The 25,707-nt window shown below is 63.5% G+C and carries 25 protein-coding genes; 18 read left to right on the forward strand and 7 right to left on the reverse strand.

All coding sequences use genetic code 11. The features are described from left to right. Positions 1-71: 71 nt before the first annotated feature. The 13 genes from Q8M85_RS02915 to virB11 all read left to right on the forward strand — a co-directional run bounded on the left by Q8M85_RS02915 (position 72) and on the right by virB11 (position 11,204). Positions 72-782, forward strand: a complete 711-nt coding sequence (locus Q8M85_RS02915; RefSeq protein ID WP_371135183.1) for a lytic transglycosylase domain-containing protein — start codon at positions 72-74, stop codon at positions 780-782. 5 nt (positions 783-787) lie between these two features. After that, positions 788-1,102, forward strand: a complete 315-nt coding sequence (locus Q8M85_RS02920; RefSeq protein WP_125327832.1) for a TrbC/VirB2 family protein — start codon at positions 788-790, stop codon at positions 1,100-1,102. Between the two features lie 66 nt (positions 1,103-1,168). Then, entirely contained in the window at positions 1,169-1,444 is a 276-nt protein-coding gene (locus Q8M85_RS02925) for a type IV secretion system protein VirB3 (protein WP_305540018.1), read from the forward strand. Then, positions 1,434-3,812, forward strand: a complete 2,379-nt coding sequence (locus Q8M85_RS02930; RefSeq protein ID WP_305540021.1) for a type IV secretion system protein B4 — start codon at positions 1,434-1,436, stop codon at positions 3,810-3,812. The genes Q8M85_RS02925 and Q8M85_RS02930 overlap by 11 nt, the downstream gene beginning before the upstream one ends. Further along, entirely contained in the window at positions 3,809-4,015 is a 207-nt protein-coding gene (locus Q8M85_RS02935) for a hypothetical protein (RefSeq protein WP_126976267.1), read from the forward strand. The genes Q8M85_RS02930 and Q8M85_RS02935 overlap by 4 nt, the downstream gene beginning before the upstream one ends. Positions 4,016-4,023: 8 nt before the next feature. Continuing rightward, positions 4,024-5,127: a lytic transglycosylase domain-containing protein gene (locus tag Q8M85_RS02940; protein ID WP_305540026.1), complete on the forward strand. Its 1,104-nt coding sequence runs from the start codon at positions 4,024-4,026 to the stop codon at positions 5,125-5,127. Beyond that, positions 5,124-5,933 carry a type IV secretion system protein gene (locus tag Q8M85_RS02945; protein ID WP_164738207.1) on the forward strand — a complete coding sequence of 270 codons (810 nt, stop codon included), beginning with the start codon at positions 5,124-5,126 and terminating at the stop codon, positions 5,931-5,933. The genes Q8M85_RS02940 and Q8M85_RS02945 overlap by 4 nt, the downstream gene beginning before the upstream one ends. Beyond that, entirely contained in the window at positions 5,933-6,436 is a 504-nt protein-coding gene (locus tag Q8M85_RS02950) for a hypothetical protein (RefSeq protein ID WP_305540034.1), read from the forward strand. The genes Q8M85_RS02945 and Q8M85_RS02950 overlap by 1 nt, the downstream gene beginning before the upstream one ends. A 3-nt stretch (positions 6,437-6,439) precedes the next feature. Beyond that, positions 6,440-7,459, forward strand: a complete 1,020-nt coding sequence (locus tag Q8M85_RS02955) for a type IV secretion system protein (protein ID WP_126976270.1) — start codon at positions 6,440-6,442, stop codon at positions 7,457-7,459. A 32-nt stretch (positions 7,460-7,491) separates the two neighbouring features. Further along, the gene (locus Q8M85_RS02960) at positions 7,492-8,151 is read left to right on the forward strand and encodes a virB8 family protein (RefSeq protein WP_305540038.1); all 660 of its coding nucleotides are present in this window, start codon (positions 7,492-7,494) and stop codon (positions 8,149-8,151) included. After that, entirely contained in the window at positions 8,148-8,897 is a 750-nt protein-coding gene (locus Q8M85_RS02965) for a TrbG/VirB9 family P-type conjugative transfer protein (RefSeq protein WP_305540041.1), read from the forward strand. The genes Q8M85_RS02960 and Q8M85_RS02965 overlap by 4 nt, the downstream gene beginning before the upstream one ends. Before the next feature lies 1 nt (position 8,898). Next, a complete protein-coding gene (locus tag Q8M85_RS02970) occupies positions 8,899-10,221 on the forward strand; it encodes a TrbI/VirB10 family protein (RefSeq protein ID WP_305540043.1) in 1,323 nt (440 codons plus the stop codon). Beyond that, complete coding sequence (virB11, locus tag Q8M85_RS02975; protein WP_305540046.1) at positions 10,221-11,204, forward strand: P-type DNA transfer ATPase VirB11; 984 nt, start codon at positions 10,221-10,223, stop codon at positions 11,202-11,204. Before Q8M85_RS02970 ends, virB11 begins: the two co-directional genes overlap by 1 nt. Positions 11,205-11,286: 82 nt before the next feature. Here the strand turns inward: virB11 and Q8M85_RS02980 are convergent, their stop codons facing one another. The 5 genes from Q8M85_RS02980 to Q8M85_RS03000 form a co-directional block, all read right to left on the reverse strand. Then, positions 11,287-12,339, reverse strand: coding sequence for an ornithine cyclodeaminase (locus Q8M85_RS02980; protein ID WP_305540049.1), 1,053 nt, complete (start codon positions 12,337-12,339; stop codon positions 11,287-11,289). Positions 12,340-12,371: 32 nt separating this feature from the next. Beyond that, a complete protein-coding gene (locus Q8M85_RS02985) occupies positions 12,372-13,259 on the reverse strand; it encodes a branched-chain amino acid ABC transporter permease (protein ID WP_305540053.1) in 888 nt (295 codons plus the stop codon). A 16-nt stretch (positions 13,260-13,275) separates the two neighbouring features. Then, the gene (locus Q8M85_RS02990; protein ID WP_305540056.1) at positions 13,276-14,001 is read right to left on the reverse strand and encodes an ABC transporter ATP-binding protein; all 726 of its coding nucleotides are present in this window, start codon (positions 13,999-14,001) and stop codon (positions 13,276-13,278) included. A 68-nt stretch (positions 14,002-14,069) separates the two neighbouring features. Beyond that, the gene (locus tag Q8M85_RS02995; protein ID WP_305540059.1) at positions 14,070-15,224 is read right to left on the reverse strand and encodes an ABC transporter substrate-binding protein; all 1,155 of its coding nucleotides are present in this window, start codon (positions 15,222-15,224) and stop codon (positions 14,070-14,072) included. A gap of 32 nt (positions 15,225-15,256) precedes the next feature. Continuing rightward, the gene (locus tag Q8M85_RS03000; RefSeq protein ID WP_305540062.1) at positions 15,257-17,050 is read right to left on the reverse strand and encodes an ATP-binding cassette domain-containing protein; all 1,794 of its coding nucleotides are present in this window, start codon (positions 17,048-17,050) and stop codon (positions 15,257-15,259) included. A 159-nt stretch (positions 17,051-17,209) separates the two neighbouring features. On the opposite strand from Q8M85_RS03000, the gene Q8M85_RS03005 reads away from it, so the two are divergent. Genes Q8M85_RS03005 through Q8M85_RS03025 form a run of 5 tightly spaced genes read left to right on the forward strand, consistent with a single transcriptional unit; the run spans position 17,210 to position 22,189 of the window. Continuing rightward, positions 17,210-18,118 (forward strand): MurR/RpiR family transcriptional regulator, encoded by a 909-nt coding sequence (locus Q8M85_RS03005; protein WP_305540065.1) that lies wholly within the window; start codon positions 17,210-17,212, stop codon positions 18,116-18,118. Position 18,119: 1 nt separating this feature from the next. Beyond that, positions 18,120-18,782: an isochorismatase family cysteine hydrolase gene (locus Q8M85_RS03010; protein WP_305540067.1), complete on the forward strand. Its 663-nt coding sequence runs from the start codon at positions 18,120-18,122 to the stop codon at positions 18,780-18,782. A 7-nt stretch (positions 18,783-18,789) separates the two neighbouring features. After that, a complete protein-coding gene (locus Q8M85_RS03015; RefSeq protein ID WP_305540070.1) occupies positions 18,790-20,106 on the forward strand; it encodes a glutamine synthetase family protein in 1,317 nt (438 codons plus the stop codon). Next, a complete protein-coding gene (locus Q8M85_RS03020; protein WP_305540073.1) occupies positions 20,106-20,891 on the forward strand; it encodes an N-formylglutamate amidohydrolase in 786 nt (261 codons plus the stop codon). Before Q8M85_RS03015 ends, Q8M85_RS03020 begins: the two co-directional genes overlap by 1 nt. Further along, complete coding sequence (locus Q8M85_RS03025; protein WP_305540075.1) at positions 20,858-22,189, forward strand: aspartate aminotransferase family protein; 1,332 nt, start codon at positions 20,858-20,860, stop codon at positions 22,187-22,189. Before Q8M85_RS03020 ends, Q8M85_RS03025 begins: the two co-directional genes overlap by 34 nt. Before the next feature lie 138 nt (positions 22,190-22,327). On the opposite strand, the gene Q8M85_RS03030 is transcribed toward Q8M85_RS03025, so the two are convergent. Continuing rightward, entirely contained in the window at positions 22,328-24,169 is a 1,842-nt protein-coding gene (locus Q8M85_RS03030) for a type IV secretory system conjugative DNA transfer family protein (RefSeq protein WP_305540079.1), read from the reverse strand. A gap of 10 nt (positions 24,170-24,179) precedes the next feature. Continuing rightward, positions 24,180-25,707, reverse strand: a 1,528-nt coding sequence (locus tag Q8M85_RS03035) for a relaxase/mobilization nuclease domain-containing protein (RefSeq protein ID WP_305540082.1), incomplete at its 5' end; no start/stop codon positions are given.

A 25,707-nucleotide genomic window follows, 5' to 3' on the forward strand; every position in this document is an offset into this window, starting at 1 on the left:
CTTCGCGGTCGAGTTGGGTCTGACCACGGTCCCCGTTCCTTTGAAGAAGGGCGAGAAGGCGACCTGGACCCATGACGCAGCGGTGGAGCCCATTCCCTGATCTGACCCTCTGCGGCGGGCTGGCGCTTTGGCTCATTGCCGGACAAGGTGCCGTAGCCGAGGTCATCGACCTTGGGGCAGGGGCAGAGGACCTGCGGGTTCGGACCAGCGTTCTCGACTTTGGCAAAGAGCTTCCCAAACGCGGCGATCTGAGCGGCGCCGAGTTCGCAGATGGTGTTGAGACCGATGCAGCTGACGACGGTCTCGTTGTGCTTGCGTCCTATGGTGCGACCCCGAAGGGCAGGGGTCCGCGTGGCACAGCCGAGATCGAGGATCTCGTTCTTGATGTGGGCGACGACTACCTCCGCCATCCGGCGCTGAAAGCGGCCGGTCTCTCCGGGACGGAATGGCTTGCGCTCTTTCGGGCAAACATCGCAGTCGAATCCGCCTTCAATCCGGATGCGCGCTCATCGGTCGGTGCCATCGGCCTCGGTCAGCTGATGCCCGGTACCGCCGATCTCCTCGGTGTCGATCCCCATGATCCGGAAGAGAACCTCCACGGCTCGGCCCGCTATCTCCTCGCCCAGCTCGAGGACTTCGGCGCTGCAGATCTTGCTCTGGCCGCCTACAATGCCGGACCCGAAGCGGTCCGCGACTATGGCGGCATTCCCCCTTATGCCGAGACCGAGGGCCATGTGGCCAAGGTTTTGCGGCTGACCAACGCAACCCTCAGTTCGGAGTAACCCCCATGTTCCGCAATCTTTTTGGCGTGCGATTGCCGCGCCTGGCTTTGCACACCCTTTTGCTGGCGCTGCCCTTCGCGGCAATCCTCGCGGAGCCCGCTCTCGCGCAGAACCTCGACCCCTTGGAGAACATGCTGCAGGTCGTGGTGGACGGGCTGACCGGCCCGATCGGACGGCTGATCGCCATCCTTGCTGTCGTGGCTGCCGGCTACATGATGTTCACCGGCCGCCTGAACTGGCCCCTCTTCCTTGCGATCTTCTTCGGTGTGGTCCTCGTCTTCTCGGCCGCGACCATCATCGACGGCTTTGCGGCCCCCTAAGGCGGGATCGGCGACAGGCCGGGTGGCATCGCCCACTCGGCTTGGCCGCTCCCTCGGATGTTCCCCATGCATGACGCGCCCCTGTTTCGCGGCCTCACCCGGCCGCCGAAGATCTTCTTCATTCCCAACGGCTACTTCGTGAGCATGATGCTGGGCTCGGTCATTCCCTTCGTTGGGGCGAACGACTGGCGGTTTCTGCTGATCGGCGTCATCGGATATCCGGTCTTGTGGTTCGTCGCGGATCGCAACCCGAACCTCTTCGAGACCGTTGCGGTGGTCTTTTCCCGCACCCCGCGCACACGGGGCAAGTCGGCCTTTGGCGGAGATCGCCATGTCAGCTGACCTCAAATCCCTCTTCCCGGCCACCCCGGCGCTTCGATCTGTCTTGCGGCCTGAGGATCTCGCAGCCGAGACCTTCGCCCGGCACTTGCCCTGGCTGTCCGCACCTGCGGACAATCTGATCCTGACCCGGCAGGGTGACCTGATCGCCTCTGCCGTGGTCGAGGGGCAGGACAGTTTCACGACGGAAGAAGGGGACCTCTCACTCGCGACCACTTCGCTTGCGCGGCTGATCGGCCAGTTGGGCGAAGGCTTCGGGTTCCATGTCTCCAAGCTGACCCTGCCGGACGCACCCCAGCTGAAGCCCTTCGATGGTGAGGGCATCGGGGCCGAATTCGCGGCAATGGTCGATGCCCGATGGCAGGGACATCTTCGCGCCCGCACCCTGAAGCGGCGAGTGCTGGTGGTCTCGCTCATCCTTCGCCCCACAGTACTAAAACGTGTCCCTTTGATCGGCGCACTCTTCAAGGCAGCCTTCACAGGCGACCTCGGCCAGAGGATCGAGCGCCTGAATGAAGCGATGGGTCTTTTGGCCGGGGCCTGCCAGGGTCTGGGCTTCCGGCGGCTGACCGTTTCCTCCGGGGAATGGCTGGGTCTCCTTGGCGTCCTTCTTGGGCAGCCGATGGCCAAGGTGCTTCCGATGCGCGGCCAATTTCTTGCCGAGGCTGTCGCGTCATCGCAGATGATCTTTGCTGGCAAACGGGTGGAAATCGAAACCAGCGAAGGGATGCGTTTCGGGACGATTTTCGGCGTGAAATCCTATCCGGCCCGCACCTGGGCGCGGATGCTCGACGCGCTGGAACTGCCCTACGACATCGTCATCACCAACAGCTTCACCCCCGCGCGCAACAACGAAATCGAAGAGCGCATCAAGCGCACGGCACGCCAGATGCGTGCCTCTGAGGATGCCGCTGAAACCCTGCGTCAGGAACTGTATGAGGCCGCCGACAATGTCGCCTCGGGCCGACAAGTCTTCGGCAAACATCACCTGACGGTCATGGTCACGGCCGAGACCCCGGAACAGCTGGAGGAAGCCGCCTCCGAAGTCTGGCGCGCCGGACAGGATTGCGGGGCGACCCTCGTTCGTGAGAGTTTCGCCGCCCGCGCGGCCTGGTTCGCCCAGGCCCCGGGCAACTGGGCCTACCGCCCGCGCACCGCACTTCTGTCAGCCCAGAACTTCGCCCACCTCGCAGCGCTGCACCGGGTGACGGAAGGTCGCTCCAAGGCACAGTCGCCCTGGGGCGAGACGATCACGGCGCTGCCGACGGTGACCTCGAGCCTCTACCGCTTCAATTTCCACGATAAGGGCGAGCGCGGTGCCGAGCCGAGCGCTGGCCACACGCTGGTTCTGGGTCGGACCGGGTCGGGCAAGACCCTCGGCACGGCTTTCCTGATGGCACAGGCCAGAAGGGTGCATGCTCGCATCCTCGTCATCGACAAGGACCGGGGCCTCGAGATGGCCGTGCGCGCTCTGGGCGGGAGCTATTCCGCGATCCGGATCGGCGAGGCGACAGGCCTCAATCCGTTTCAGACCGAGGTCGACGAGCGCGGGGCGGCCTGGCTCACCGACTGGCTTGGTGACATCCTTGCAGGGTCGCGCCCCTTCGAGACCGCTCAAACCGTCAGCCTGAACGCCGCCGTCCGTCAGATCGTTTCGGCCGATCCGCGGCTGAGGACTTTCGACGGCCTCGCAACCCTCGTCGCCTCGACAGACGACGAGGGCGATCTGGTGGGAAGGGTCCGGGAATGGGGGCAGGGGGGTCGGCATGGCTGGCTCTTCGGGCCCGGGGCCACATCCCAGATCAGCCTGTCCGAAGATGTGGTCGGCATCGACATGTCGGAGATCCTCGATCTCGGGACCGAGCGCTCAGCGCTTCTGGCCTACCTCTTCCGGCGCATCGAACGGGTGATCGAGGATCGCCGTCCGACCCTCATCGTCATCGATGAAGCCTGGAAGATGCTCGACGATCCGATCTTCGAGAAGCGCCTGCACGATTGGCTCGTCACGATGCGGAAGAAGAATGCCGTGGTGATGATGCTGACCCAGACTCCGACCCATCTGACACGGGTCAAGGTCGGACAAATCATCGCGGAAAGCGTAGTGACCCAGCTTCTCTACCCGAACCCGCGCGCAAACCCCGAGGATTACCGGATCCTGCGGCTGAACGAGAAAGAGGCCGAGTTCCTCTGCACGCCCACGGGCGGCCTGCGCCTCGCCCTCCTGCGCTCGGCCGGAGACTCGGTCTTCGTGAACATGGATCTCGCGGCCCTCGGACCCGCGCTCGCCGTGCTTGGCGGCGGCCGATCCGGTGAAGACCGCGCGCCCTATAGCTGGCGCGACAACCCCGACTTCTGGAAGGACATGACGTGACCAGACGCAACCGCTTGATCCCCGCTTCCCTTGTCGGGCTCACCCTCCTCTCCGCCTGCGCCGGTGTCGAGACGGGGGCCGTCTCCCCCTGCCACGGTCAGTTCCGGGCCGAGGGCAAATACTTCGCAGCGCACGAGCAAAGTGACGGCACGACGGTCGTCGTCTCGACGATGAACGCCCCCGACACGACTTGCGCGAACTGAGCCACCGTATGCGTCGCGCACCGCTCCTTCTCGGACTTCTCCTCGGCACTGCGGTGCCCATGGGCCTCCTGGCCCAAGGCGTGCCGATCATCGACGGCTCGCGGCTGTCGAACTTCATCTCGCGGCTTGCCGAACAGGCTGAAGACGCCGTGAAGCAGGGTGAGAAACTCGCCACGCGCACGGAACTCAGCGAGATCGAAGATGACCAGCTGACCGCTTATGAGCGTTTCCTCGCGGATACGACCGGCGTGACCGACCTCAGCGGCTTCGAGATGGGGACGGGAACCTTCCCTCCTGCCGACGAAGCCTATCCCCTTGAGGAGACAAGCCCGGAAAGCCAGCGGCTCTTCGGTGAAGGCGAGACGGTCGAGGCGATGATCATCGCCACGGCGGCGCGGTATGAGACCCACCCCGGTGTCGTGAAGGTCGGGCTCACGCCCACGACCTGGCGCATTCTTTTCCAGTCGCTGGTGAAGCAGGAAAGCGGGTTCTCCAACGCGGCGATCAGCCCGGTCGGGGCCATGGGCTTTTGCCAGTTGATGCCCGGCACTGCCGCCGATCTCGGTGTCGATCCGACCGACCCGCTGCAGAACCTCGATGGTGGCGCACGCTATCTCGCGACCCAGCTCAACAGCTTCGGCCGGATCGACTTCGCGCTTGCGGCCTACAACGCAGGGCCCGGCAACGTCCAGAAATACGGTGGCATCCCTCCTTTCGAGGAAACCCAGAACTACGTCCGCCGGATCTCGGGCTACTATGACGCCTATCTTTCGGTGATCACCGGCGCGGACGTGACGGGCACGTTGGCGGGGGTGGAGGGTGCGAGTGCCGAATGGGGCAACATGTCCTCAGCCTTCATCGGCTATTCCGGCCAGCAGTCGGGGCAGATCGAGGCGGCCATGGCGCGGATCAAGGGGTTCCTTGAAGAGGCCAAGCCCCAGACCCCGAAAGAAGCGGTCGATCAGAACACCTACATGCTCGCCGAACGCGCGCGCCTTACGGCCCTGACGCTGCGGCTGCGCGCGGGTGCCGTCAAAGTCGAGGCGGCCCGTGGGCTCTCGGACGCCGCGCAATCCCTGCAATACACCACCTTCTGGGAGTACACTCCGTGAGACCTGCCGTCCTTCGAACGAGGGCGCGCCTCGCGCTCGCCGTCTGTGCATCGATCCTGGCATCACCTCTTCTGGCCCAAGGCGTGCCCGTCATCGACGGCACCAACCTTGCCAAGAACATCGAGCAGCTGCAGGCGGCACTTCGCGATGCCGAAAACCAGATCGCGCAGATCGAAGAATTGAAGAAGCAGGTCGAGACCGGTCTCGAGCAGCTGACCAACCTCGAAGGCATCCTCGGATCAATCTCGGGCCTGAACGAGATCGCAAGCCTCTACAATTCGGTGGAGGACCTGCGCTCGCGCGCGGCCAAAATCACTGACCTTTCCGGCTTCCAGGATGCGCTCACCATCGGGGATTTCGACGGGCTTTTTGAAAGCCTTCTCGATGGCGATGTGACCATGGGCGACAAGATGGCCGCCGAGTATATGCGCGACACGCTGGAAAGGGCCGGCCTGACCTCGGAAACCCTGGCCGGGTTGTCGTCATCGGAGAACCCGCAGGACAAGCTCATCGCGACGACCGCTGCTACGAGCGCCACGGCCATGGGCGTGGCGCAGCTTTCCTACGAGGAAGCTGCCCAAAGCCTCGCGCGGATCGACGGGCTCGTTGACGAGATCGCGAACCAGGAAACTCTCAAGGAAAGCATAGATCTCAACACCCGTATGGCCGCCGAGACCAACTACATGCTCGGCCAGATGTGGCGCCTGAACGCGGCTGCCGGGCTCGCTGCCGGGCAGACGGGTGTGAACTGGGCCGCAGAACAGGCCAAGGAAAAGAGCTTCTTCGACTATTCGGGGGCCGAATGATGCGGCGGGCGTCTCACCAGATCGCGGCGGTTGCTGTCCTCGTCTGCCTTGCCAACTTCGCCGCAGCGGAGGACCTCGCCTCATTGAGCGATGTCCAGCTGGCCGAAAGAACCCGGGAAGCGGTGGTGGCGCAGGATGCAGACGCCGCTCTGGACCTCCTGACCGAAATGCAGCGGCGCGGGACCGGGATCTTTGCCGCCGCAGACAGGCCTGCCTGCGAAGAGGTGATCGATCTGCCCGATGGGATCACCGATTGGAAGTTCCGCGCAGTGGCTCGGCAAGCCTATTTCCGCGTGGCCATGTCGCGGCGGCTTGAAGAAGGCTCCTGCGCTTGCCTCTTCGAGGGCTTCACCTTCGACGCCTTCGTCGCGGCCGAGTTGGGAAAGTCAGCATCGGAACTGACCGATGCTGACCGTCCAACGCTGGAAAGCATACGAGATCAAGATCGGCGCGCGACCGAAGCGCGATTTCGAGACCTCGAACAAAGCTGCCGGGCCAAGTGATCCATGGCAATCATTGCCGACATCCTGACCCAGGTCGATGCCGCCGCAACAGCGGTTGGCGCTACGGCATTTGATGCCGTGGCCGCCGAGATCGTGCCGGTCTTCCGGGTCGGGTCTGTTCTGGTGGTGGCGCTGGTCGGGATCAACCTGATGGCACAAGCCGTGCCAATGACACTTCGCAACGGGCTCGGTCTGATGGTGCGGATCGCAGTCGCGTCGGCCTTCTTGTCGTCCTGGACGAACTTCAATTCGGTCTACGGTGTCCTGACCAATGCCCCGAGTGAGATCGGGGCTGTCGTGATGAACGCGTTTGGAGATGGATCGGGCAATCTCTACGAGGGTTTGGATGCCCTCTACCTTCAAGCCCTCGATGTAGGTCAGGCGATCAGCCAGAATGGCAGCTACATCACTGGTGCCCTTGCGGGCCTCCTGATGTTCTTGGTCGCGGCCCTGATGGCGACGGTGTCGATCATCGTGATCTCGGCCGCGAAGATCATGATCGGCGTTCTCGTCATCTTCGCACCCGTCGCAATCGGCTGCACACTTTTCAAGGTCACCGCCCCGCTCTTTGACCGGTGGGTGAACCTTGCCCTCGGCTTTGCTCTTTATCCGATGCTGACGTCCGGCATGGCGGCCTTCACGATCTACATCGCGGAGGACCTCACCCCGGCCTCGCTCGCCTCGGTCGAAACCATCGGCGATGTCCTGAGCTTCGTGGTCGTCATGATGCTCGGAACTGGCCTCATGGCCATGGTGCCGACGATCGCGCAGTCGCTCGCGTCGACCGCGACCGGTCTTGGCAGCGTCGCAGCCTCGACCTTCCGTACCGCCGACAGCGTCAAGGGTTACGGACGCACCGGCATCGCGTCCGGGATCGGCGCAGGGCGGGGAGCGGCTGGATTGGATGCCGGCGGCCGCCGACCATCGGATGCACGTCTGAACGGCAATACCGCCGGACAGATCGGCAGGTCCGCCGTGCAGACGGCGATGCGGCTCGCCAGCCGGACATCGGACAAAAGCTGATGCCCCAGAATTCGAGAAGTGGAGGACCGCCCATGGAGGCGCATGGATTTGATGTCGATCTCGTGCTGGAGCCCCGCCTCTCGGCCCGGCGCGCCTGGATTGTCGCGAGTGCCGCGGGCGGGCTGAGCCTGATCCTTGCAACCGCACTGGTCCTCGTCCTGCCTTTGCGGGAAACCCAGGTCTTCACCGTCCTCGTCGATCGGCAGACGGGTGACGCCGAAAACATCCTGCAGGTCGCCCCGACCGGGATCGAGGACCAGGAAGCGCTGAAGCAAAGCCTCCTCGTGGCTTACGTCTCAGATCGCGAAGGCTATTTCCTCGCGGGCATTCAAGCCCGGCTCGAGAGCGTCCAGCGCCGCTCCACAGGGGGCGCGGAGGAAAGTCTGCGACTTCTCTGGTCGAAGGGCAGCGGCAATTCTGCCTATCCGCCCGAGGTCTATGGGCCCGGTGCGGAAGTCACGGTGACCGTGCGCCGGATCACGTTCCTTTCGCCGAACGTCGCCCAGATCCGTTTCCTGAAAACCCTGCGCAAGACGAAGCAAGAGCCGGTGACGCAACCCTTTGTCGCCACAGTCGAGTTCGCCTTCGAGCCGAAGACCGAGCGCTCCCTCGCCCATGTCTGGGAAAACCCGCTCGGCTTCACCGTCTCGGCCTACCGCGTCGACGCCGAAACCCTGGAGTCCAATCCATGACCCGTTCTCTTCTCCTCCCGGGACTTACCTTAGCCTGCGCCCTCGGCTTCGCGAGCGTCGCCTCTACTGAAGTTGCGCCTGCGTCGATGGGCGCCGACGCGCGTGTCCGGTCGGTCCTCTACAACCCCGTCGATGTCATCCGGCTCGACACGCATCTCCGCGTGAACACCGCCATCGAACTGGGTGGCGGCGAGCGGATCGACTCGGTTCTTCTCGGCGACAGTGAAGCCTTCGAGGTCGAGGTGCTCTCGAACCGGACCACGGTCTCGGTGAAACCCCTGATCCCCGGGGCCGAGACCAACATGACAGTCTATACTGGGCGACGCACGGTCTCGCTGTCGATCAGCGAGGGCAGGTCTCGTAACCCGACCTATCGGCTCGTCCTGCGCTATCCTGAGACGGGCACAAGCCGGACCGCCCGCAGCACGGTGGCCGTAGGTTCGCGCGACATCGGCTATGCTTGGTCGGGCGATGAGACCCTGAAACCTGTCCATATCTGGAACGATGGGCAGGCGACCTACTTCGCCTTCGCGCCAGGTCTCCGGCCATCGATCTTCGGCGTCGATGCGACAGGCCGCGAGGTGACGCTGAACTCCGGCACTCGGGGCAGCATCGTCCGTGTTTCGGGTCTGCGCTCCGCCTATTCGATCCGGATCGGCGGCCAGGTTCTGTGCATCGAGCGGGTGGACGGCGGCGTGACCACCGACCCAGCCGTGCTCGCCAAGCTTCAGGGATGGGAGTTCTGACATGGCTGATCCCGAGATGACCGATCCGCAGAAGGGCACTGAGCCGGACTACAAGGTCGAGCGACCCAAGCCAAAAATGACCCGGCAGCAGCGACTTGGCATGGGCGCACTGCTGGCAGGGGCGAGCCTTGCCGCGCTCTGGACGGTCTGGCCTTCCAGCCGCGCCATCCCCGATGTCGAAACCTCAGCCGTTGAGGAATTCCAGGATCAGGCGGGCGGCTCGCCCTTCGGAGCGATTGAGCCCGGACCGGAAGCGAAGCCCGCTGGGGATGGGTTCTCCGACATCGAAGGGGAACTGGCCTCACAGCGCGAGGACCTCGAAGCGCGAAACGCCACACTCCAGTCCGAGGTCGAACGGCTGCAGCGCGAACTGGGTGATCTTGCCGACAAAGCCGAAGCCGAAAAGGATCAGACAGCCAAGGAACTGGCGCTCGCCCTTGAAGAGGCACAGTCCCAGAACCTTGCTCTCATGGAAGACATGCGGCGGCAGTTCGATCAGGAGATCGCCGTCCTAAAGGCAAATGCCGACACCGCTGGTGCCGCAGACGCCGCGCGGGAGGCCGAATTGGCGGCCAAGCGTGCCGAGCGCGAGGCGCAGCTTGCGGCCCGCGTGGCCTCGCCTTCGGTCGTCTTCGACGATGGTCAGAAGGGTGGGGCAGGGGATGCCGGTGTGGGGATGTCTGAGGCCCCTGCCGAGGGCCGAGATGCGACAGGTCGGGATTTTGTGCAGTCGGGGCGCGAAGCGACCGCCACCGAAGTCAGCCAGGTGATCGTCAATCCGTCGAACACCGTCCTGCAGGGCACGATGATTGAAGCGACGCTCGAGAATGCGGTCGACTCGAGCCTGCCTGGCCAGATTACAGCGATCGTGACCCGGCCGGTCTGGTCCTTCGATCAGGCACAGATCCTGATCCCCGCCGGCTCGCGCCTCTTCGGGGATTATTCCTCGGATGTGGCCATCGGCCAGGGACGCATTCTTGTGGCTTGGACGCGGCTCGTCACACCGGACGGGCAGTCCGTGCAGATGGAGGCTTTCGGTGGCGACGCACAGGGACGCTCCGGCATCACCGGCAAGGTCAACACCCGTTTCGGCGCGCGGTTCGGGTCGGCTGCGCTCATTTCCCTTCTCGGGGCCGCTCCCGCTGTCGCCGCCGCTAAATACACCGATGAGATCAGTTCAGACACGGCCGAGAGCATGGGTGAGGACCTGAGTGCGGCCATGGGCTCAGCGGTCGAGGCCTATACGAGCCTGCCGCCGATCATCACCGTCGCCCCCGGAGCCGCAATCACGGTCATGGTCGATCGCGACTTGGAAATCTGGTGATGGATGATCGGCCGAGCTTCCTCGGGAGTTACCTCACGCCGCTCGCGCCCTTGTTCATGCGAGACGACCTGGTCGAAGTGGCGGTCAACCCCGACGGAAAGGTCTGGATCGAGCGAAAGGGCGCGACGCACATGGAGCGGGTCGCGCATCTGTCCATCGATCGGGTCCTGTCTAACAACCTTGGGCAGGCCATAGCTTCCGCCGTCGGCGTGCAATTCTCCGACAAGAAGCCGGCCGTTTCGGGAAAGATCGTCTTGGGCGATATGGCGATCCGGGCGCAGGTTGTGGCGCCGCCCATAGTGGAAGGCGGGATGGCCATCACCTTCCGGCCGTTCAAGGTCGCGGCCGATCAGTTGATCGAGCCGCAGCTTTTGCATGGGGGTCTCGTCGATCTCGACGCAAAGCGACGGGAAAGGGCAGGGGAGGCGATGAAGCTGGCCGAGGACGGGCGAGTTGTCGATGCGATGCGGCTTTGTGTCGAAGAGCGCATGAACATCCTGATTTCTGGTGGTACCTCGACCGGCAAGACGACCTTCGCACGGTCTTTGTTGTCGATGGTGGACCAGGCGGAGCGGATTCTGACCATCGAGGATGCCTATGAACTGTTCCCCCGTCAGGCGAACGCGGTCGCACTCAAGGCGGATCGCAGTGCCCAGGGCGAACGAACGCCGGCGCGGCTCTTGGAAGCGTCGCTCCGGATGCGGCCGGATCGGATCATCCTCGGCGAGCTGCGTGGTGAGGAAAGTCGCACTTTCCTCGAGGCGATTAACACCGGGCACGGCGGGTCGTTCACAACGATCCACGCCGACTCTGCCCGGAAGGCAATTGATCGGTTGGCGATCATGGTCATGGCCGCCGGGCTGGGCATGGGGTTCGAGGAAGTGAAGCGCTACTGTGAGGGGAGCGTGGATTTGGTGGTGCAGCTTTCGCGGCAGGGTGGGCGGCGCGGGGTGGCGGAGATGGTGTGCCTGTGTGAATCTTGACGGGCGGAGAGAGGCGATTGACCAAAAGAACAATCGGATTGAGCGGACACTCGAATGCCAGAAGTGGTGATTGTTGGGGCGGTCAAGCGGCCCCTGCGCGTAGTAGCATGCCGAACAGATCGCGCGGTTCGTCCGGGTCGGCCAGAAGATCAAGATCTTCGCTTCGTGGGTGATGACGCAGCATGTCCTGCACATAGCGAAGTGCGCTGAAATCCTCTGTGGCAAACCCGACGCTGTCAAAAAGGGTAATCTCCTTGTCCGAGGTCCGCCCCTTGGAAGTGCCGGTCAGCACCTGCCAGAACTCGGTGACCGGATGATCGGCAGGAAGCTGCTGGATCTCACCCTCGATCCGGGTCTGCGGGGGGTATTCGACAAAGATGCGCGAACGGGTGAGGATATCGCGGTGCAGCTCGGTCTTGCCCGGACAGTCGCCGCCCACCGCGTTGATATGCACGCCCTCGCCAACCATGTTATCGGTCAGGATCGTGGCGTTGGTCTTGTCTGCTGTGACCGTGGTGATGATGTCCGCACCCAGAACAGCCTCTTGCGCGCTGTCGCAGGCGGTCACCTTCAGTCCACGGCCCGCAAGGTTCGCGGCACAACGCCGGGTGGCCGAGGGGTCGATATCGTAAAGCCGAACCTCGTCAATCCCGCAGATCGCCTTGAAGGCTAACGCCTGGAACTCCGACTGGGCGCCGTTGCCGATCAGCGCCATCACTGTCGCCCGATGGGGCATCAAGTGCTGCGCCACCAACGCCGAGGTGGCGGCAGTGCGCAGCGCCGTCAGGATGGTCATTTCCGTCATTAGCACGGGGTAGCCGGTCGCCACATCGGACAGGAAGCCAAAAGCGGTGACGGTCTGCAGCCCGTCCCGAGTGTTCTTCGGATGACCGTTCACATACTTGAACCCATAGGCGATGCCGTCCGAAGTCGGCATCAGCTCGATCACCCCGTCGCGGGAATGCGCAGCGACGCGGGGGGTCTTGTCAAACAACGGCCAGCGCCGAAAGTCCTCGGCGATGTAGAGCGACAGTTCGGTCAGGAACCGTTCCACACCGATGTCGCGAACAAGGTTCATCATGTTCTCGACACTGACGAAGGGCACCGTGTTCAGCGCACGGGTCTTGCGGTTCATGGTCTTTCCTTTGGACAATTGGGGACAGCCGGTCAGAGCTTGACCAGCGTCTTGCGCGCCAGCAGGCCCTGGGGTCGGAACAGAAGGACTGCGATCACCAGCAGTATGGCAAAGGCATCGCGGTAGGGCAGCAGGCTTTCGGGTAGATAGGCTTGCAGGATCACCTCGATGAACCCCAGAAGGAAGCCTCCGGCAACAGCTCCCGACAAGCTGCCCAGCCCGCCGATGATCGCGGCGATGAAAGCTTTCAGCACTGGCAGCGCGCCCATTAACGGATCAACGCTGCCTCGCTGCGCCACCCAGAGAAGCCCCGCCACTCCTGCCAAAAGGCCCGAGATTGCAAAGGCTGTTGCCACCACGGAATTGGCACGCATGCCCATCAGGCGCAGCACCGCGAAATCCTCGGAAGCGGCGCGCATTGCCCGGCCCGACATCGTGCGGTGCAGAAACAAGTTCAACCCTAGAAGCATGACCAGTGTGACGATGATCGAGATCAGCTGAATGATGCCCAGATGCAGCGGGCCGATGGTTACGACGCCGGACAGCGAGGCCGGGATCGACACCGGGATCGGGCGCGCCGAGATCATGTTCTGTAACAGAACGCGCAGGATCGCACTGACCGCAAAGCTGGTCAGCAGCAGGGTTGTACCAGATGCTCCCCGTACCGGGCGAAAGGCGATGCGCTCCATCAAGAGGGCTGCCGTTATCGCGACAATTAGGCCGGCAATCACCGCCAGAGAGAAGGGCAGGCCCCAGATCAGCGCGAAGCAGATCGCATAGCCGGTGATTGTCATCAGCTCGCCATGGGCGAAGTTGATGAGTCCGATGATCGAGAACACCACCGCCAGCCCCAGCGCCAGAAGCGCGTAAGTCCCACCAAGGCTGAGGGCGTTCAGGAGTTGCTGCAAGAAGATGTCCATGGCGATCTCCGTGGCCTTATGCGCCGAGGTAGGCGTCTTGGATTTCCGAGGAAGCACGCAGGTCGGCGGCACTGCCCTGCAGCTCGACCCGGCCATTGGCCAGCACATAGCCGCGATCTGCGATTTCAAGCGATTGCACCACGTTCTGTTCGACCAGAAGGATGGTCAGCCCACGATCGCGCAGATTGCCGATCAGATCGAATATCCGGTCGACGACCTGCGGCGCCAGGCCCAGCGAAGGTTCGTCCAGAAGCAGAAGATCCGGCGACGACATGAGCGCACGCGCGATTGCCAGCATCTGCTGTTCGCCACCCGAGAGGGAGCCAGCTTTCTGGTACAGCCGTTCGGCCAGAATAGGAAAAAGCTCCAGCATGTCGGCTTTCACTGCGGCAGGGTTCCCGCGAGCGGCGTGTTTGGCGCCGCCCAGCATCAGGTTTTCGTCCACCGTCAGCGAGGAAAATACCCGGCGGCCTTCGGGAACCAGCGTCATGCCGCGCCGGACAATGGTTTCAGGCGCAAGGTCCAAAAGGTCTTTGCCTTCGAACAGCATCTGTCTTGCCTTGCGCGGCGCAAGCCCCACCAGCGCGTTCAGGGTCGAGCTTTTGCCCGCCCCGTTGGCGCCCAGAAGGGTGACAATTTCGCCCCGTTTCACCGTCAGGTCGATGCCTCGCACCGCCTCGACCGCGCCATAGCTGACAGTCAGGCCTTCGATCGACAGAAGGATTTTATCCGAAGTTGTCATGGGCATCCTGCGGGGCTGACGGGTTTGGAAACGGCCCGGGATGACCCCGGGCCGTGCGATGAATGGGCTCAGGGGGCCGGAATGTCGGCCGGGTCGGGTTGACCCTGGGCGACCAGTTCCCGATCGCCCGCCTTGATTCGCACCAGAGAAACCGAGCGCAGAGGCATGCCGATGGTGCCTTTGTAGGTGATCGGCCCGGTCACACCCTGAAGGTTTTCAAGATTGGCGATGCCGTCTCGGATGGCGGCCGGATCGAGGCTGTCGGCGGCGGTGACGGCTGCCTCGATGATGAGGCCGAGGTCATAGCCATTGGCGATGTAGATGGTATCCGGAGCCGCGCCGGTCTTTTCCGTCCACTTGACGTTGAAGGCCTCCAACGGGCTGCCGGCGGTCGCATGGCCCGCGGTCGAGAACACGACGCCTTCGACCAGATCGCCCAGCCCGAAGGTGGTCGGGCTGTCGATCCCGTCCGAGCCAAGGATCGGCGTCGTCACACCCGCGCCGCGCAGCTGGCGGACGAAGGCAGGGAAATCGGGCTCATAGGCCGAGGTCATGATGACATCGGGCTTTGGGTCCATCGCGGCGAGCTTGGTCACTTCGGCGCCGAAGTCCTGCTGACCCATCGAAAAGGTGCCCTCACCCAACAGGGTGCCGCCCTTGGCGGTGAATGCTTCGCCGAAATACTGCGGCAGCTTTAGGGTATAGGCGCTGTCGGGCGAGGTCAGGATATAGGCGGTCGTGTAGCCGCTCTCGACTGCATGGGCGGCCAGCATCGCGGCCTGCACGTTGTCAGCGGGATAGTTTGAGAACATGTAGTTGCCCACTGCCAGCGGCAGTGTAGGCGTGGTGGCGCAGAAAGAAATCGCCGGGATGCCGGCACTTTGGGTGATCATGCCAGCCGCGATCGAAGGGTCGGCGTCGCAGGGCGTGATGATGAGTTGCGCACCGGCATCCACCAGTTCCTGCGCCACAAGCGCGGTCTGCGCCGAGTCCGATCGCGTGTCCTTGATGATGGTCTGGATCGGGAACTTACCGGCAATGCCGCCGGCTGCGTTGATCTCGTCGATCTTCATTTGCAGGCCGGCAAGGTTCGGCTGGTCGTAGGGGGCAAGGCCGCCGGTCTGCGCGGTCGCAAGGCCGATGATCAGATCCTCGGCCATCGCCGGCACCGATGCCAGCAACGCGAAGGCGCCAGAGATCAGCAAGAGTTTGTTCTTTTTCATGTTTGTTCTTCCTCTGTTGGTGGGCACAAGATTCAAGCGGCAGCACGGCGCTTGCCGATGTAGGCTTCGATCACGGCGGGATTGGCGCGGATTTCCTCGGGCGTTCCTTCGGCGATCAATTGGCCCTTGTTGAGCACGACGATGTGGTCGCAAAGCCGCATGATGAGTTTCAGGTCGTGCTCCACCACCAGTAGTCCGACCCGGTGGTCGGCACGGATCTGGCGCAGCACGGTGATCAGCGCATCGGTCTCGGCCGGGTTCATGCCGGCGGCGGGCTCGTCCAGAAGCAGGAACGATGGACGCAGGGCAAGGGCACGGGCAATTTCCAGCCGACGTTGTGCTCCGTAGGGCAAGGAACTGGCGGCCCGGCTGGCAAGTTCCTGCATCCCAACCACGGCCAGCGCCGCCATGGCTGCGGCACGACTGTCGTCGCCTGGGCCAGCGACGGCATCGGCGGCGACGGTGACATTCTCCAGCACCGTGAGGTTGCGAAACAGGCGGATGTTCTGGAAGGTCCGGCCCAGACCGCGAATTGGCACCTCCTGCACAGGCACAAGCGCAGTATTGGTTCCGTTCAAAAGCACACGGCCGGAACTGGGCGGAACCACGCCAGAGATGGCATTGATCAGTGTCGATTTCCCCGCACCGTTGGGCCCGATCAGGCCGGTCACAAGGCCAGGGCGCACAGCAAAGCTAACATTCTCCAGCGCCACAAGTCCAGCAAAGCGGCGCCCGACGCGTTCGATCGTCAGCGTCGCTTGATCGGAGACCTCCGTCTGCGCCGGTGGTGCAGCGATCACGACAAGTTCAGGGAACAGCCGCTCATCCACCTCGCGCAGGCCAAAAAGGCCGTCCCGCAGACGATACATCACCGCAAGGATGACAAGGCCGACACCGATGTCCGTCAGACCAAAGACCTGGGGCACTTGCAGGCCAAAGACATCGACGCCGCCTTCCAGACGGCGCAGCAGATCCACCATAACCACGATCAGCGCCGTGCCCCCAACGGCCCCGGACACCGTGGAGATGCCGCCAAGAATCAGCATCGACATTAGAAGGAAGGTCAGATTGAAGTAGAAATCCTTGGGCGAGAAGGCACCAAGAAAATGCGCCAGAAGCACACCCGCCGCGCCGGAAACCAGGCCGCCCAGCACCCAAGCCAAGAACCGCTGGCGCGCCACGTTCACCCCGCTGGCCCGGGCAGCGATCTCGTCCTCGCGCGCGGCACGCAGGGATAGTCCGCCTCTGGTATCACGATAAATCCGTGCCACCGCCACCGCGATCAGCGCCATCAGAAGCGCAGTAAAGGTTGAGACGCCGCGTGGGACGCCGAAGAAGGTCTGGCTACCGCGCGTAATGTCGGCCGACGCGACCAGCGTGACATGGACGATGACCAGAAATCCCAGGGTGGCAATCGAAGCCGCTGCTCCACCCAGCCGCGACAAAGGCAGGCCGAAAAGGGCCGCGACAATGCCGACAACTAGCAATGCACCCACCATGCCGATCATCAGCGGTTGCCCCCCAGAAATCTCGGCCAGCCATATCGGCAGATTGGGCAGACTTGTGGACATCACCGCAGGCTGGATGGTGAGCAGCGACGAGCCATAGGCCCCAAGCGCCATGAAACCGGCATGACCGAACGAGATGATCCCCGAATTGCCGCTGTAGATCTGCATGCCGACCACGGCGGTCAAGTAGATCAGATACAGGGTTGCCAGCCGCGCCAGGGCGGCCGGCAGGAAAAACTCGGCGACGATCGCCAGCGCGATCAGCGGCAGGGCCAGCGTGATCGTGCCCTTGACAGCCTGCTTCCCAATTCGCGGCATCATCCCTCCCAAACACAGCGACAGCCTGGTGCTGCACAAAGCATGGTGTACCCATGGTCGCTATGTCAATATCATTTCACAAACATCAAAACTATTGACGTTTGTATCGTATGTTACATAGTGAGCCGCAAAGGGTGCGCCCGGGCAAGGGAAGAAACTATGGCAATCCGCGACCGCTTGACCGATGGCAGCGTTCAGTTGACCCCGTCAGACCTGAAAGTGGCGCGTGCCTTGTTGGCGGACTATCCGGCGGCGGGATTGAACACCGTGGCGCAGCTTGCCGCGCTGGCCGGGGTGTCCGGGCCGACAGTTGTGCGATTCGTTTCACGGCTCGGTTTTGAGAGATTTCCCGATTTCCAGAAGGCTTTGCTGTCAGAGGTCCAAGCGCGGATGAACTCTCCTCTTGCCATGATCGACGCGGGCAAAGCCGCCGCAGTCCCGCAGGAGCAGATCTATCGCGAAGTGATCCGATCCTGCGTCGTCATGCTTGAAGCGACCTCAGGCATGGTTCCGGCGGCAGATTTCGAAACTGCGGCGCGGCTTGTCACCGACCCAGCCCTGCGGCTGCATTTCATCGGCGGGCGGTTCTCGGGCTATCTGGCGGGGATGCTGTGGCAGCACCTGCGCCAACTTCGCGCAGATTGCCAGATGGTCAGCGATAATTGGCCGGACAGGGTTGATTCGCTGATCGACATCGGGCGGCGTGACCTGATCGTCGCCTTTGACTTTCGTCGCTACCAGGTCGACACGATCCAGTTCGTCACCGCCGCAACTGAACGTGGCGCGCAGGTGATTCTGTTCACCGACCCCTGGGCCTCGCCCTTGGCTGCAAATGCAAAGGTGGTGCTTGCCGCCCCGGTCGAGGGTCCATCGCCCTTTGACACCATGGTTCCCGCCCTGGCGCAGGTCGAGGCACTGATTGCCGCCGTCACAACGCGGCTATCGGCCAACTCTCGCGCCCGCATCGCTGAGATCGAGGCGCTGCGCAGCCTTTCGGGCATCACCGAGGACCAACCTGTCGATAACCCCAATAAAATGCCGCGCCGCGCGGACCAAGCCGGAGAGTGAGATGAGCGACCTGATTTCCATCGAATATGGTGGCCAGACGATCCGCCGTGACAGCGCCTATGCCAAGGGTGCCTGCACCTTCCTGCTGGTGGACATGCAGCGCATCTGGGCCGAACCGTTGCTGGACCCGACCCATCCGATGGCCGCCGACAGCTATTTCATGCAGCGCGTGCATGAGATCGTAATCCCCAATCAGGTGAAGATCCTGAATGCCTTCCGCAAGGCAGGGGAAAACGTCTGCCATACCATCATCGAAAGCCTGACCGCCGATGGCCGCGACCGCTCGCTCGATCACAAGTTGTCGAACATGCATGTGCCGAAGGGCGCAGCCGAAGGCGCCATCATCGCGCCCCTGACGCCGACAGAAAACGAGCCGGTGCTGCCTAAAACATCGTCGGGTCTCTTCAATTCGACCAACGCTGATTATGTGCTGCGCAACCTGAATACCCGCTTTCTGGTCATCGCCGGGATCGTGACCGACCAGTGCGTCGACATGGCAGTGCGCGATGCGGCAGACCGGGGCTATCTGGTAACGGTAGTGAAGGATGGCTGCGCCACCTACACGCCTGAACGGCATGAGGCGGCATTGCGCGCCTATGGTGGCTATTGCTGGATCACCGATACCGAAACCGTTCTGGCCCGCCTCGCGGACCTGGGTGCATGAGGGGATCATGATCAAAGCCGAAGAGCTTGTGACCTTTGTCACCACCGACATCGCCGCCATCACCCGGGGCCGGGCGGTGGCCGCAGCTGACCTGCCGGACGCCCTGTCCAAGGGCGTGGGATGGGTGCCGGCGAACCTGTCGCTGACCCCGTTCGATGAGATTGCCAGCCCCAATCCATTTGGTTCCTCAGGCGATCTGCGGCTTATGCCCGATCCTGAGGCCGGGGTGCGGATCGAGGGCTTGGGCGGGCGAACCCCGCTGCATTTCTACCACTCCGACATCACGAATCTCGACGGCACCCGTTGGGAAGGGTGTGTCCGCTCTATGCTGAAGGCAGCAGTGGCTGATCTGGAGGCACTGGGCCTGCGCGTTGTTGCGGCCTTTGAGCAGGAGTTCCAGATCCTGGGCGCCGACTGGCCCACCGCGCCGTCTTTTGCGCTGTCGGCGCAACGGCGGGCTGATCCGTTCGGGCCGATGCTTATGGCAGCCCTCGGCGCGGCGGGCTGTGCGCCGGAATGTTTCCTGCCCGAGTATGGCCGCGACCAGTTCGAAATCGTCTGCGGTCCCGCTGGTGCAGTTCAGGCTGCGGACCGCGCCGTGACGATCCGCGAAGTCACCCGGGAACTGGCTGCCACGATGGGCTGGCGGGCCAGCTTCTGCCCCAAGACCGACCCGAACGGCGTGGGCAACGGCGTTCATATCCATCTGTCGCTGACCGACCTGCAAGGCAATCCGGTCACGTTCGATGCCGCACGGCCGGGGCGGCTGTCGGCGCAGGCCGGAGCCTTTGCCGCCGGGATCGTGCGCCACATGGCGGCGCTGACGGCACTCGCAGCGCCAAGTGCCGTCTCATATCAGCGCCTGAAGCCGCACCATTGGTCGGCCTCATGGAACACGCTGGGTGAAAAGGACCGCGAGGCGACCCTGCGAATCTGCCCGACCTCGGAACGGCCAGGGCATGACCCTTCGCGCGCCTTCAATATGGAGTTCCGCGCCGCTGATGCCACCGCCAGCCCGCATCTGGCGCTGGCCATGCTGATCCGCGCCGGGATCGAGGGCTTGAAGGCCGGCCTGAGCACTCCGCCGATCGTGAAGGGCGACCCGGAAGAGATGTCGGCCGATGAACGCGCCCGCCTTGGCATCCGTCGCCTTCCGACCAGCCTGCACGAGGCACTGGCCGCGCTGGAGGCCGACACGTTGGTCTGCGGCTGGATGGCGCCCACGTTCCTTGAGTGCTGGAAGGGGATGCGCCTGAAGGAGTTGGAGATCGTCGCCGGTCTGGATGATGCAGCGCTTTGCCGCCGCTATGCCGAGGTCTACTGATGCTGACAAGAACCTCAACCGCCCTCGCGCCAATGCTGGATATTGATGAACCGCCACCCTATGGCGTCATCAACCCGGACGGCACATCGGAGCTGCTGCTCTTGTGCGAACATGCCTTGCCGCGCATTCCCCGGCGGCTGGCGCATCTGGGCTTGCCCAAATCCGAGCGGCTGCGCCATATCGGCTGGGACATCGGCGCGCTGTCGCTGGCGCGCGACTTGTCGGCACGGCTGGACGCGCCGCTGTTCCACACGGGATATTCGCGGCTGGTGGTGGATTGCAACCGCCCGCTCGACAACCCTTCGTTGATTCCGGAGACCAGCGAAACCACCGCCATTCCGGGGAACCGCGGCCTTGGTGCCAGCGAACGAACAGAGAGGCTGGAGACCTTCTTCCACCCGTTCCACGCCGCCGTCAGCCGCCGACTTGACCTGCGCACTGCCGAAGGCAAGCAGACTTTCGTCGTCGGCATCCACAGCTACACGCCGGTCTATATGGGAGTGGTGCGGCCTTGGCATGCGGGCATTCTCTATGCCGGGGCTGCTGAGTTTTCCGGCCGGATGATCCGCGCGCTTGCACAGGAAGAGGGGCTGGAAATCGGCGACAACGAACCCTACCGGGTCGACCATGACGACTACACTGTGCCGGTACATGGTGACGCACGTGGACTGCCAGGCTTCCTGATAGAGGTGCGGCACGACCTGATCTCCACCGCGCAGGGCGTTGCCGCATGGGCCGTGCGGCTGGAACGATGCTTGCGGCTGTCGATGGAAGCCGGGAGGTGAGTGGCCTTTACGCCCGCGATGCGGCCTCGGTCGCGGGTTTGCAGAAGCTGCGGTTCTTTCCGCAGGCGGTGGTTGGCGGCAAGGGCGCGGTGCTGCGCACGGATGACGGGCGCGCGCTGATCGATCTGTCGGCAGCCTGGGGCGCGGCAAGCCTTGGCTATGGCCACCCCGCGCTGGTGGCTGCGGTCAGCTCCGCCGTGGCCGACCCGGCGGGGGCCTCGGTCCTGTCTGCGGCAAATGCCCCGTCCACAGCGCTGGCCGAAAGACTGATCGCGCTTTTCCCATCAGACCAGCCGCAAAAGGTCTGGCTTGGCCATTCGGGGTCGGATGCCAATGAAACAGCCATTCGCGCCGTGCGCCGCGCCACAGAGCGGCAAGGGATCATCGGCTTTGCCGGCGCCTATCACGGTTGCACCATCGGCACGATGGCGGTGTCGGGCCATCCGACGCTGGCCTCGGACAAGGCGGCGGGCCTGATCCAGCTGCCCTATCCCGGCGCCGATCCCCTTGGACCCGACGCAGACACGATCCTCACCCTGCTTGAGCGCCAACTGGCCGAAATAGGGCCGGACACAATTGCGGCCTGTATCTTCGAGCCGATCCTGTCGGATGGCGGTCTTGTCGTTCCGCCATCGGGATTTCTGGCCGGGCTGGACGCGTTGTGCCGCAGGCATGGCATCCTGACGATCTGTGACGAGGTGAAGGTCGGGCTGGGGCGCACGGGGCGCCTACATGCTTTCGAGCATGAAGGATTCCGGCCCGATATTCTTGTTCTGGGCAAGGGGTTGGGCGGTGGATTGCCGCTTTCGGCGGTGATTGGGCCGCAATGGGTGATGGATTGCTCTACCGCCTTTGCGATGCAGACATTGCACGGCAACCCGGTCTGCGCTGCGGCAGGACTTGCGGTGCTGGACATTCTTGCCGCCGAGTTCCTACCCGCAGAAGCCGCTCGCAAGGGCGAAACCTTGATGGCGGGTCTGCAGTATCTTGCACTGCGCCATCCTTGCATCCGTGCGATACGCGGGCGTGGCCTGGCGATTGGTGTTGAAATTTCGGGGGCCGAAACTTCGCTGCCAAGCGACGCCGCCGCCACCGCCGGTCTGATGTTCCGCGCTCATGAACGGGGCCTTGTGGTCTATTGCGTCGGACCTTCCTCCAATGTGCTCGAACTGACTCCACCGCTGACCGTAACGGACAACGAGATCGAGCAGGCGTTATCCCTGCTTGATGAGGTCATTCTAGACTTGGAGGCGGGTCGGATCGACGAGGCGGCATCGGCCGAGTTCACCGGTTGGTGATGCACGGCAGACTTGATTGCCCAGCTTGTGGAATGTCGGGCACTGGCTTTGGCACAACAATCAGGAAGGCTGATCGGCCGCAATGGGCTGGGGGCTGCCCACGAGGGCAGGCGGTGACGTTCAGTTACTAAGGACCGCTCAGACCCGAGCGGGCAATTTCCGATGGCTTCTAGCGCTCTTTGCAATCGCCTGAAACACCCGTGCGGCCTCACAAAAAACCTCGGCATCTGCACGTTCAACGGAGGCTGCCAACCCAGACAGCTTTCCGATTGCAGCCCCGCCAGGCTCTCCACTTCCCCGTATGTCCGGCAACGCCTTCCCCTTCCTCGCCCGATCAATCGGCCCGAAGTGCCGGTCCTCATAGTACCGGATGTGTCGCGCCCGGATCGGATACTGCCCTTCTGGCAGGACCAGCACCTCATCCAGCGGAAACCGCAGCACTTCGTTCGCCGAAATCAACGGCCGTTCTTCCGACCGCCTGCTGACATTGGCGCTGTCCTCCAATGCGCGTACCCGAGACTGGCTCTCGGTCACAGCCGTGATCGTGGAGCGCCCCAAGGCATTCGACAGTACCTCGGCCGTCCGGTCATCCTGCGGTGTCATGTAGATCTGCACGCCAGCGCCGCCTTGCAGAGAGCGCCGCCCGGTTTCGCCATAGATGTCATCGAGACCGGGAATGGTCTGGGAGATGATGAAGAACCGGCCGCCAAAGCTTCGGATGGTCTTGATGGAAGAGAGCACCAGGGGCTGGCGGCCCAGCTGGTCGAACTCGTCCATCAGGAACATGACAGCATGGGGTTCCTCCGGACCAGGCTCACGGCGCTGCAGGGAGGCAATGGCATCCGCGAAGAGAAGGCGGACGAGGGGGGCCAGGGTTTTCAGGTGCTCGGGCTGAACGACAATATAGAGGCTTTGGGGATCGCGGCGGAAGGTCGAGAAGTCGAAGTCACTGGCCGAGGTCACGCGGTCGACCGCGGGGTCGTTCCAAAGTTCTAGACCGGATCCCTGAATGACGGACACATAGGCCCCGAGGGTTTTTTCCGGGACGTCGGCCATCTCGAGGAAGGTGCGGGAGACGATCGGGATGTTCGTGGTCTCGGCGATGGCCGTGTAGCTTTTCTTCTTGTCACCGCCCCCAGCCATGATCTCGCCAGCAAAGCCCAAGGTCGGGCGACGCTGTTCGATGGCGTAAAGACAGGAGGCGATGAAGAGCCGTTTGCCCGCATTGAAGAAGCTCTGCGCGCTTTCGCCTTCCGGGATGAGAAAGAGATCGGCCATCGAGTTCAGCGCGGTGTACTGACGCTCGGCGGAGGGCAGGGCGGCGATCCGGGCGAGAGGGTTGAAGCGGTGCGATCCTCGGTCCTCATCGAAGGGCGAGAAATACCAAATGCCGTTCTTGAGTCCGTGCTTGCGGTGGATGGAAGTCTTGGCGAAGTTCTCGCCCTTCACGTCGAGGATGATCGCCGAGCCTGAGAAGTGGAGGAGGTTCGGGATGACGAAGCCCACGCCCTTCCCCCGGCCGGTGGGTGCGATCATCATCGCATGGGGGAAGCGGTCGGGCGGCGCCATCACAAAGGGCGCGTCGGATTTCGGGAGGCCGAGCTTGCCGAAGATGAAGCCGTTCTGATCGAGGGTTCCGACCATGTGGTTGCGCTTCAACTCACGGCGCGACTGGAAATGCGCGTCGTCATACTGGTTGAGACGGCCGCGATGTACCCCGGCTAATCCGACGAGCGTCAGGGCGACGGTCACGGCGCCAGTGATGATCAGCGCGCCCTGCAGGACCGAAGGCCGCGCGGCGAGGTCGGCCCAAGCGTAGCGAAGGAACCAGGGGCCCATGGGGCTAAGCGTATCGAGGCTCTCCCGGAAGGCAGTGATCACATAGATCGTCGCCAGCATGCCGCCGATGTAGAGACCGGTCAGCAGGCCAAGGAGCAGCGCCAGCGGATACCGCCAGGCGGTGTCGAGGTTTGAAAGCATGGGTTTGTCCTCAGAGTTCGTGGCCAGTGTCGCGTTCGGCCGCGCGGTCGCGCTGCCCCAGCTCGGCAGCGCGATGCTGTGCTCGTGCCAGATCGGCCCAAGGTCCGACCTCGCCCGACGCGCCAAGATCGCCCTCATTCTTCAGTTCATGCGCCACGGCAGCCCTGAGCGCTGGATCTCGGACCTGCTCGTTGAGCGGTGCGAGATCGCCGGACCGAACGCGGTCGAGATCCTCGGTTTTCAGAGTGTCGTGCAGACGGTCGACGATGGCTTCTAACGCGGGCACCTCGGAGAGCTTCATATGGCGATCTGCGCTCAGCAACTGGTCGCGCGCAACGGCCTCGGTCAACTCCGGCGATAGGTTGAAGGCTGCGACTTCCGCCCGAACCTCCTGGCCGAGCGCACGCTCCGTTTCCATCCAGAACACCTTTTGCATAGTGTTCGGCTGCTCCGTGATCCAGCTCGCCCGCTGGCCCTCACTGCGCTCGGCCAGACTGAAGCGGGCGACCATTTCCTCGACGGACGTACCGGCTATGCGAAGCTCCTCTTCGCGGATCGAGAAGAGCGCCGTCAGCCGTTCGCCGATCTCGTCGCGAACGTGAGCGAGGGTTGCTCGCAGGCCTTCGTCGAGGGAAACCCCCTCGGTCTGGCCTTGGTCCAGCCGCGCCAGCGAGGCGAGGGTCGGGTTGTGATAGGGATCGGTGTTCCGGTCGGCAACCTGGGCATGCTCTGCCAGGAGGATGCTTTCGGGCGCGAGTTTCAGGGAGGCGCGCGCCTGCTCGGCAAAGCTTCGTTCAAGGTCAACCCGCTCGGCTGAGGGTTCCATGGCACGAATTGCCTCCCAAGCCTCGGTGGCGGAAGCGATCATCTCGCTGCGCGCAGCTTCAATCCGTGTAGCGGGGTCGCCTTCGGCATGAAGCGAGTGATCGGGCATCAGGGGAACTCCTTGTCTGAGAGCGGCGGCAGAGGCGCCAAGCGCCCGGGCAAGCCGGAAAAGGTAGGAAGGGGCGCTCGCCTCGGTTTCGGTTGCGGCAGCAAGACTGGCGAGATCGCCTAAAGCTTCGTACTCACTGGCAAAGCCCTGCAACGCGGCAAGCCGTCGGCTTCGCTCCCCGTCAGACAGCGGCGGCGGGGGAGGGGGCGTGGCCTTCCCGCCCTCTCGCGAGGCACGCAGCTCGGACTGGCGCGGCGGGTTCTCGATGATGCCACGCGAAAGGCGCGACGATGCGAGAATGTTCAGCCCATGCGCCTGGCTGATCTCGGCGTGAAGTTCGCGCATCACATCGAAGTTCAGCGCGGCATGACGGCAGATCGAAAGGAACCGACCATCCTCGATGCCATGCTTGTCGACCACGAAATGCGCATGCAGATGGTCAGTGTCCTTGTGCAGGGCAGCCACGTAGCGCCAGACATCCCCATACTCACCGGACCCGAACACAGCCTGCCCCCATTCCCGGGCGATGACTTCGGCGCGCTCGGCGTCCACCCCACGCGGGAAGCTCAGGACGATGTGATCGGCATGTCCCCGTCGCGGCGCG

It is taken from the genome of Tabrizicola sp. (genome assembly GCF_030694085.1).
Taxonomy (GTDB): domain Bacteria; phylum Pseudomonadota; class Alphaproteobacteria; order Rhodobacterales; family Rhodobacteraceae; genus Tabrizicola.

What these genes read in the sequence shown, in the direction of transcription:
- Q8M85_RS03025 (WP_305540075.1), top strand. Translation starts at nt 20,858, where the DNA reads ATGCTTGCGGCTGTCGATGGAAGCCGGGAGGTGAGTGGCCTTTACGCC.
- Q8M85_RS02965 (WP_305540041.1), top strand. Translation starts at nt 8,148, where the DNA reads ATGACCCGTTCTCTTCTCCTCCCGGGACTTACCTTAGCCTGCGCCCTC.
- Q8M85_RS02930 (WP_305540021.1), top strand. Translation starts at nt 1,434, where the DNA reads ATGTCAGCTGACCTCAAATCCCTCTTCCCGGCCACCCCGGCGCTTCGA.
- Q8M85_RS02990 (WP_305540056.1), bottom strand. Translation starts at nt 14,001, where the DNA reads ATGACAACTTCGGATAAAATCCTTCTGTCGATCGAAGGCCTGACTGTC.
- Q8M85_RS02915 (WP_371135183.1), top strand. Translation starts at nt 72, where the DNA reads ATGACGCAGCGGTGGAGCCCATTCCCTGATCTGACCCTCTGCGGCGGG.
- Q8M85_RS02985 (WP_305540053.1), bottom strand. Translation starts at nt 13,259, where the DNA reads ATGGACATCTTCTTGCAGCAACTCCTGAACGCCCTCAGCCTTGGTGGG.
- Q8M85_RS03000 (WP_305540062.1), bottom strand. Translation starts at nt 17,050, where the DNA reads ATGCCGCGAATTGGGAAGCAGGCTGTCAAGGGCACGATCACGCTGGCC.
- Q8M85_RS03020 (WP_305540073.1), top strand. Translation starts at nt 20,106, where the DNA reads ATGCTGACAAGAACCTCAACCGCCCTCGCGCCAATGCTGGATATTGAT.
- Q8M85_RS02925 (WP_305540018.1), top strand. Translation starts at nt 1,169, where the DNA reads ATGCATGACGCGCCCCTGTTTCGCGGCCTCACCCGGCCGCCGAAGATC.
- Q8M85_RS02940 (WP_305540026.1), top strand. Translation starts at nt 4,024, where the DNA reads ATGCGTCGCGCACCGCTCCTTCTCGGACTTCTCCTCGGCACTGCGGTG.
- Q8M85_RS03005 (WP_305540065.1), top strand. Translation starts at nt 17,210, where the DNA reads ATGGCAATCCGCGACCGCTTGACCGATGGCAGCGTTCAGTTGACCCCG.
- Q8M85_RS02970 (WP_305540043.1), top strand. Translation starts at nt 8,899, where the DNA reads ATGGCTGATCCCGAGATGACCGATCCGCAGAAGGGCACTGAGCCGGAC.
- Q8M85_RS02950 (WP_305540034.1), top strand. Translation starts at nt 5,933, where the DNA reads ATGCGGCGGGCGTCTCACCAGATCGCGGCGGTTGCTGTCCTCGTCTGC.
- Q8M85_RS02960 (WP_305540038.1), top strand. Translation starts at nt 7,492, where the DNA reads ATGGAGGCGCATGGATTTGATGTCGATCTCGTGCTGGAGCCCCGCCTC.
- Q8M85_RS02955 (WP_126976270.1), top strand. Translation starts at nt 6,440, where the DNA reads ATGGCAATCATTGCCGACATCCTGACCCAGGTCGATGCCGCCGCAACA.
- virB11 (WP_305540046.1), top strand. Translation starts at nt 10,221, where the DNA reads ATGGATGATCGGCCGAGCTTCCTCGGGAGTTACCTCACGCCGCTCGCG.
- Q8M85_RS02920 (WP_125327832.1), top strand. Translation starts at nt 788, where the DNA reads ATGTTCCGCAATCTTTTTGGCGTGCGATTGCCGCGCCTGGCTTTGCAC.
- Q8M85_RS02980 (WP_305540049.1), bottom strand. Translation starts at nt 12,339, where the DNA reads ATGAACCGCAAGACCCGTGCGCTGAACACGGTGCCCTTCGTCAGTGTC.
- Q8M85_RS02995 (WP_305540059.1), bottom strand. Translation starts at nt 15,224, where the DNA reads ATGAAAAAGAACAAACTCTTGCTGATCTCTGGCGCCTTCGCGTTGCTG.
- Q8M85_RS03030 (WP_305540079.1), bottom strand. Translation starts at nt 24,169, where the DNA reads ATGCTTTCAAACCTCGACACCGCCTGGCGGTATCCGCTGGCGCTGCTC.
- Q8M85_RS03015 (WP_305540070.1), top strand. Translation starts at nt 18,790, where the DNA reads ATGATCAAAGCCGAAGAGCTTGTGACCTTTGTCACCACCGACATCGCC.
- Q8M85_RS03010 (WP_305540067.1), top strand. Translation starts at nt 18,120, where the DNA reads ATGAGCGACCTGATTTCCATCGAATATGGTGGCCAGACGATCCGCCGT.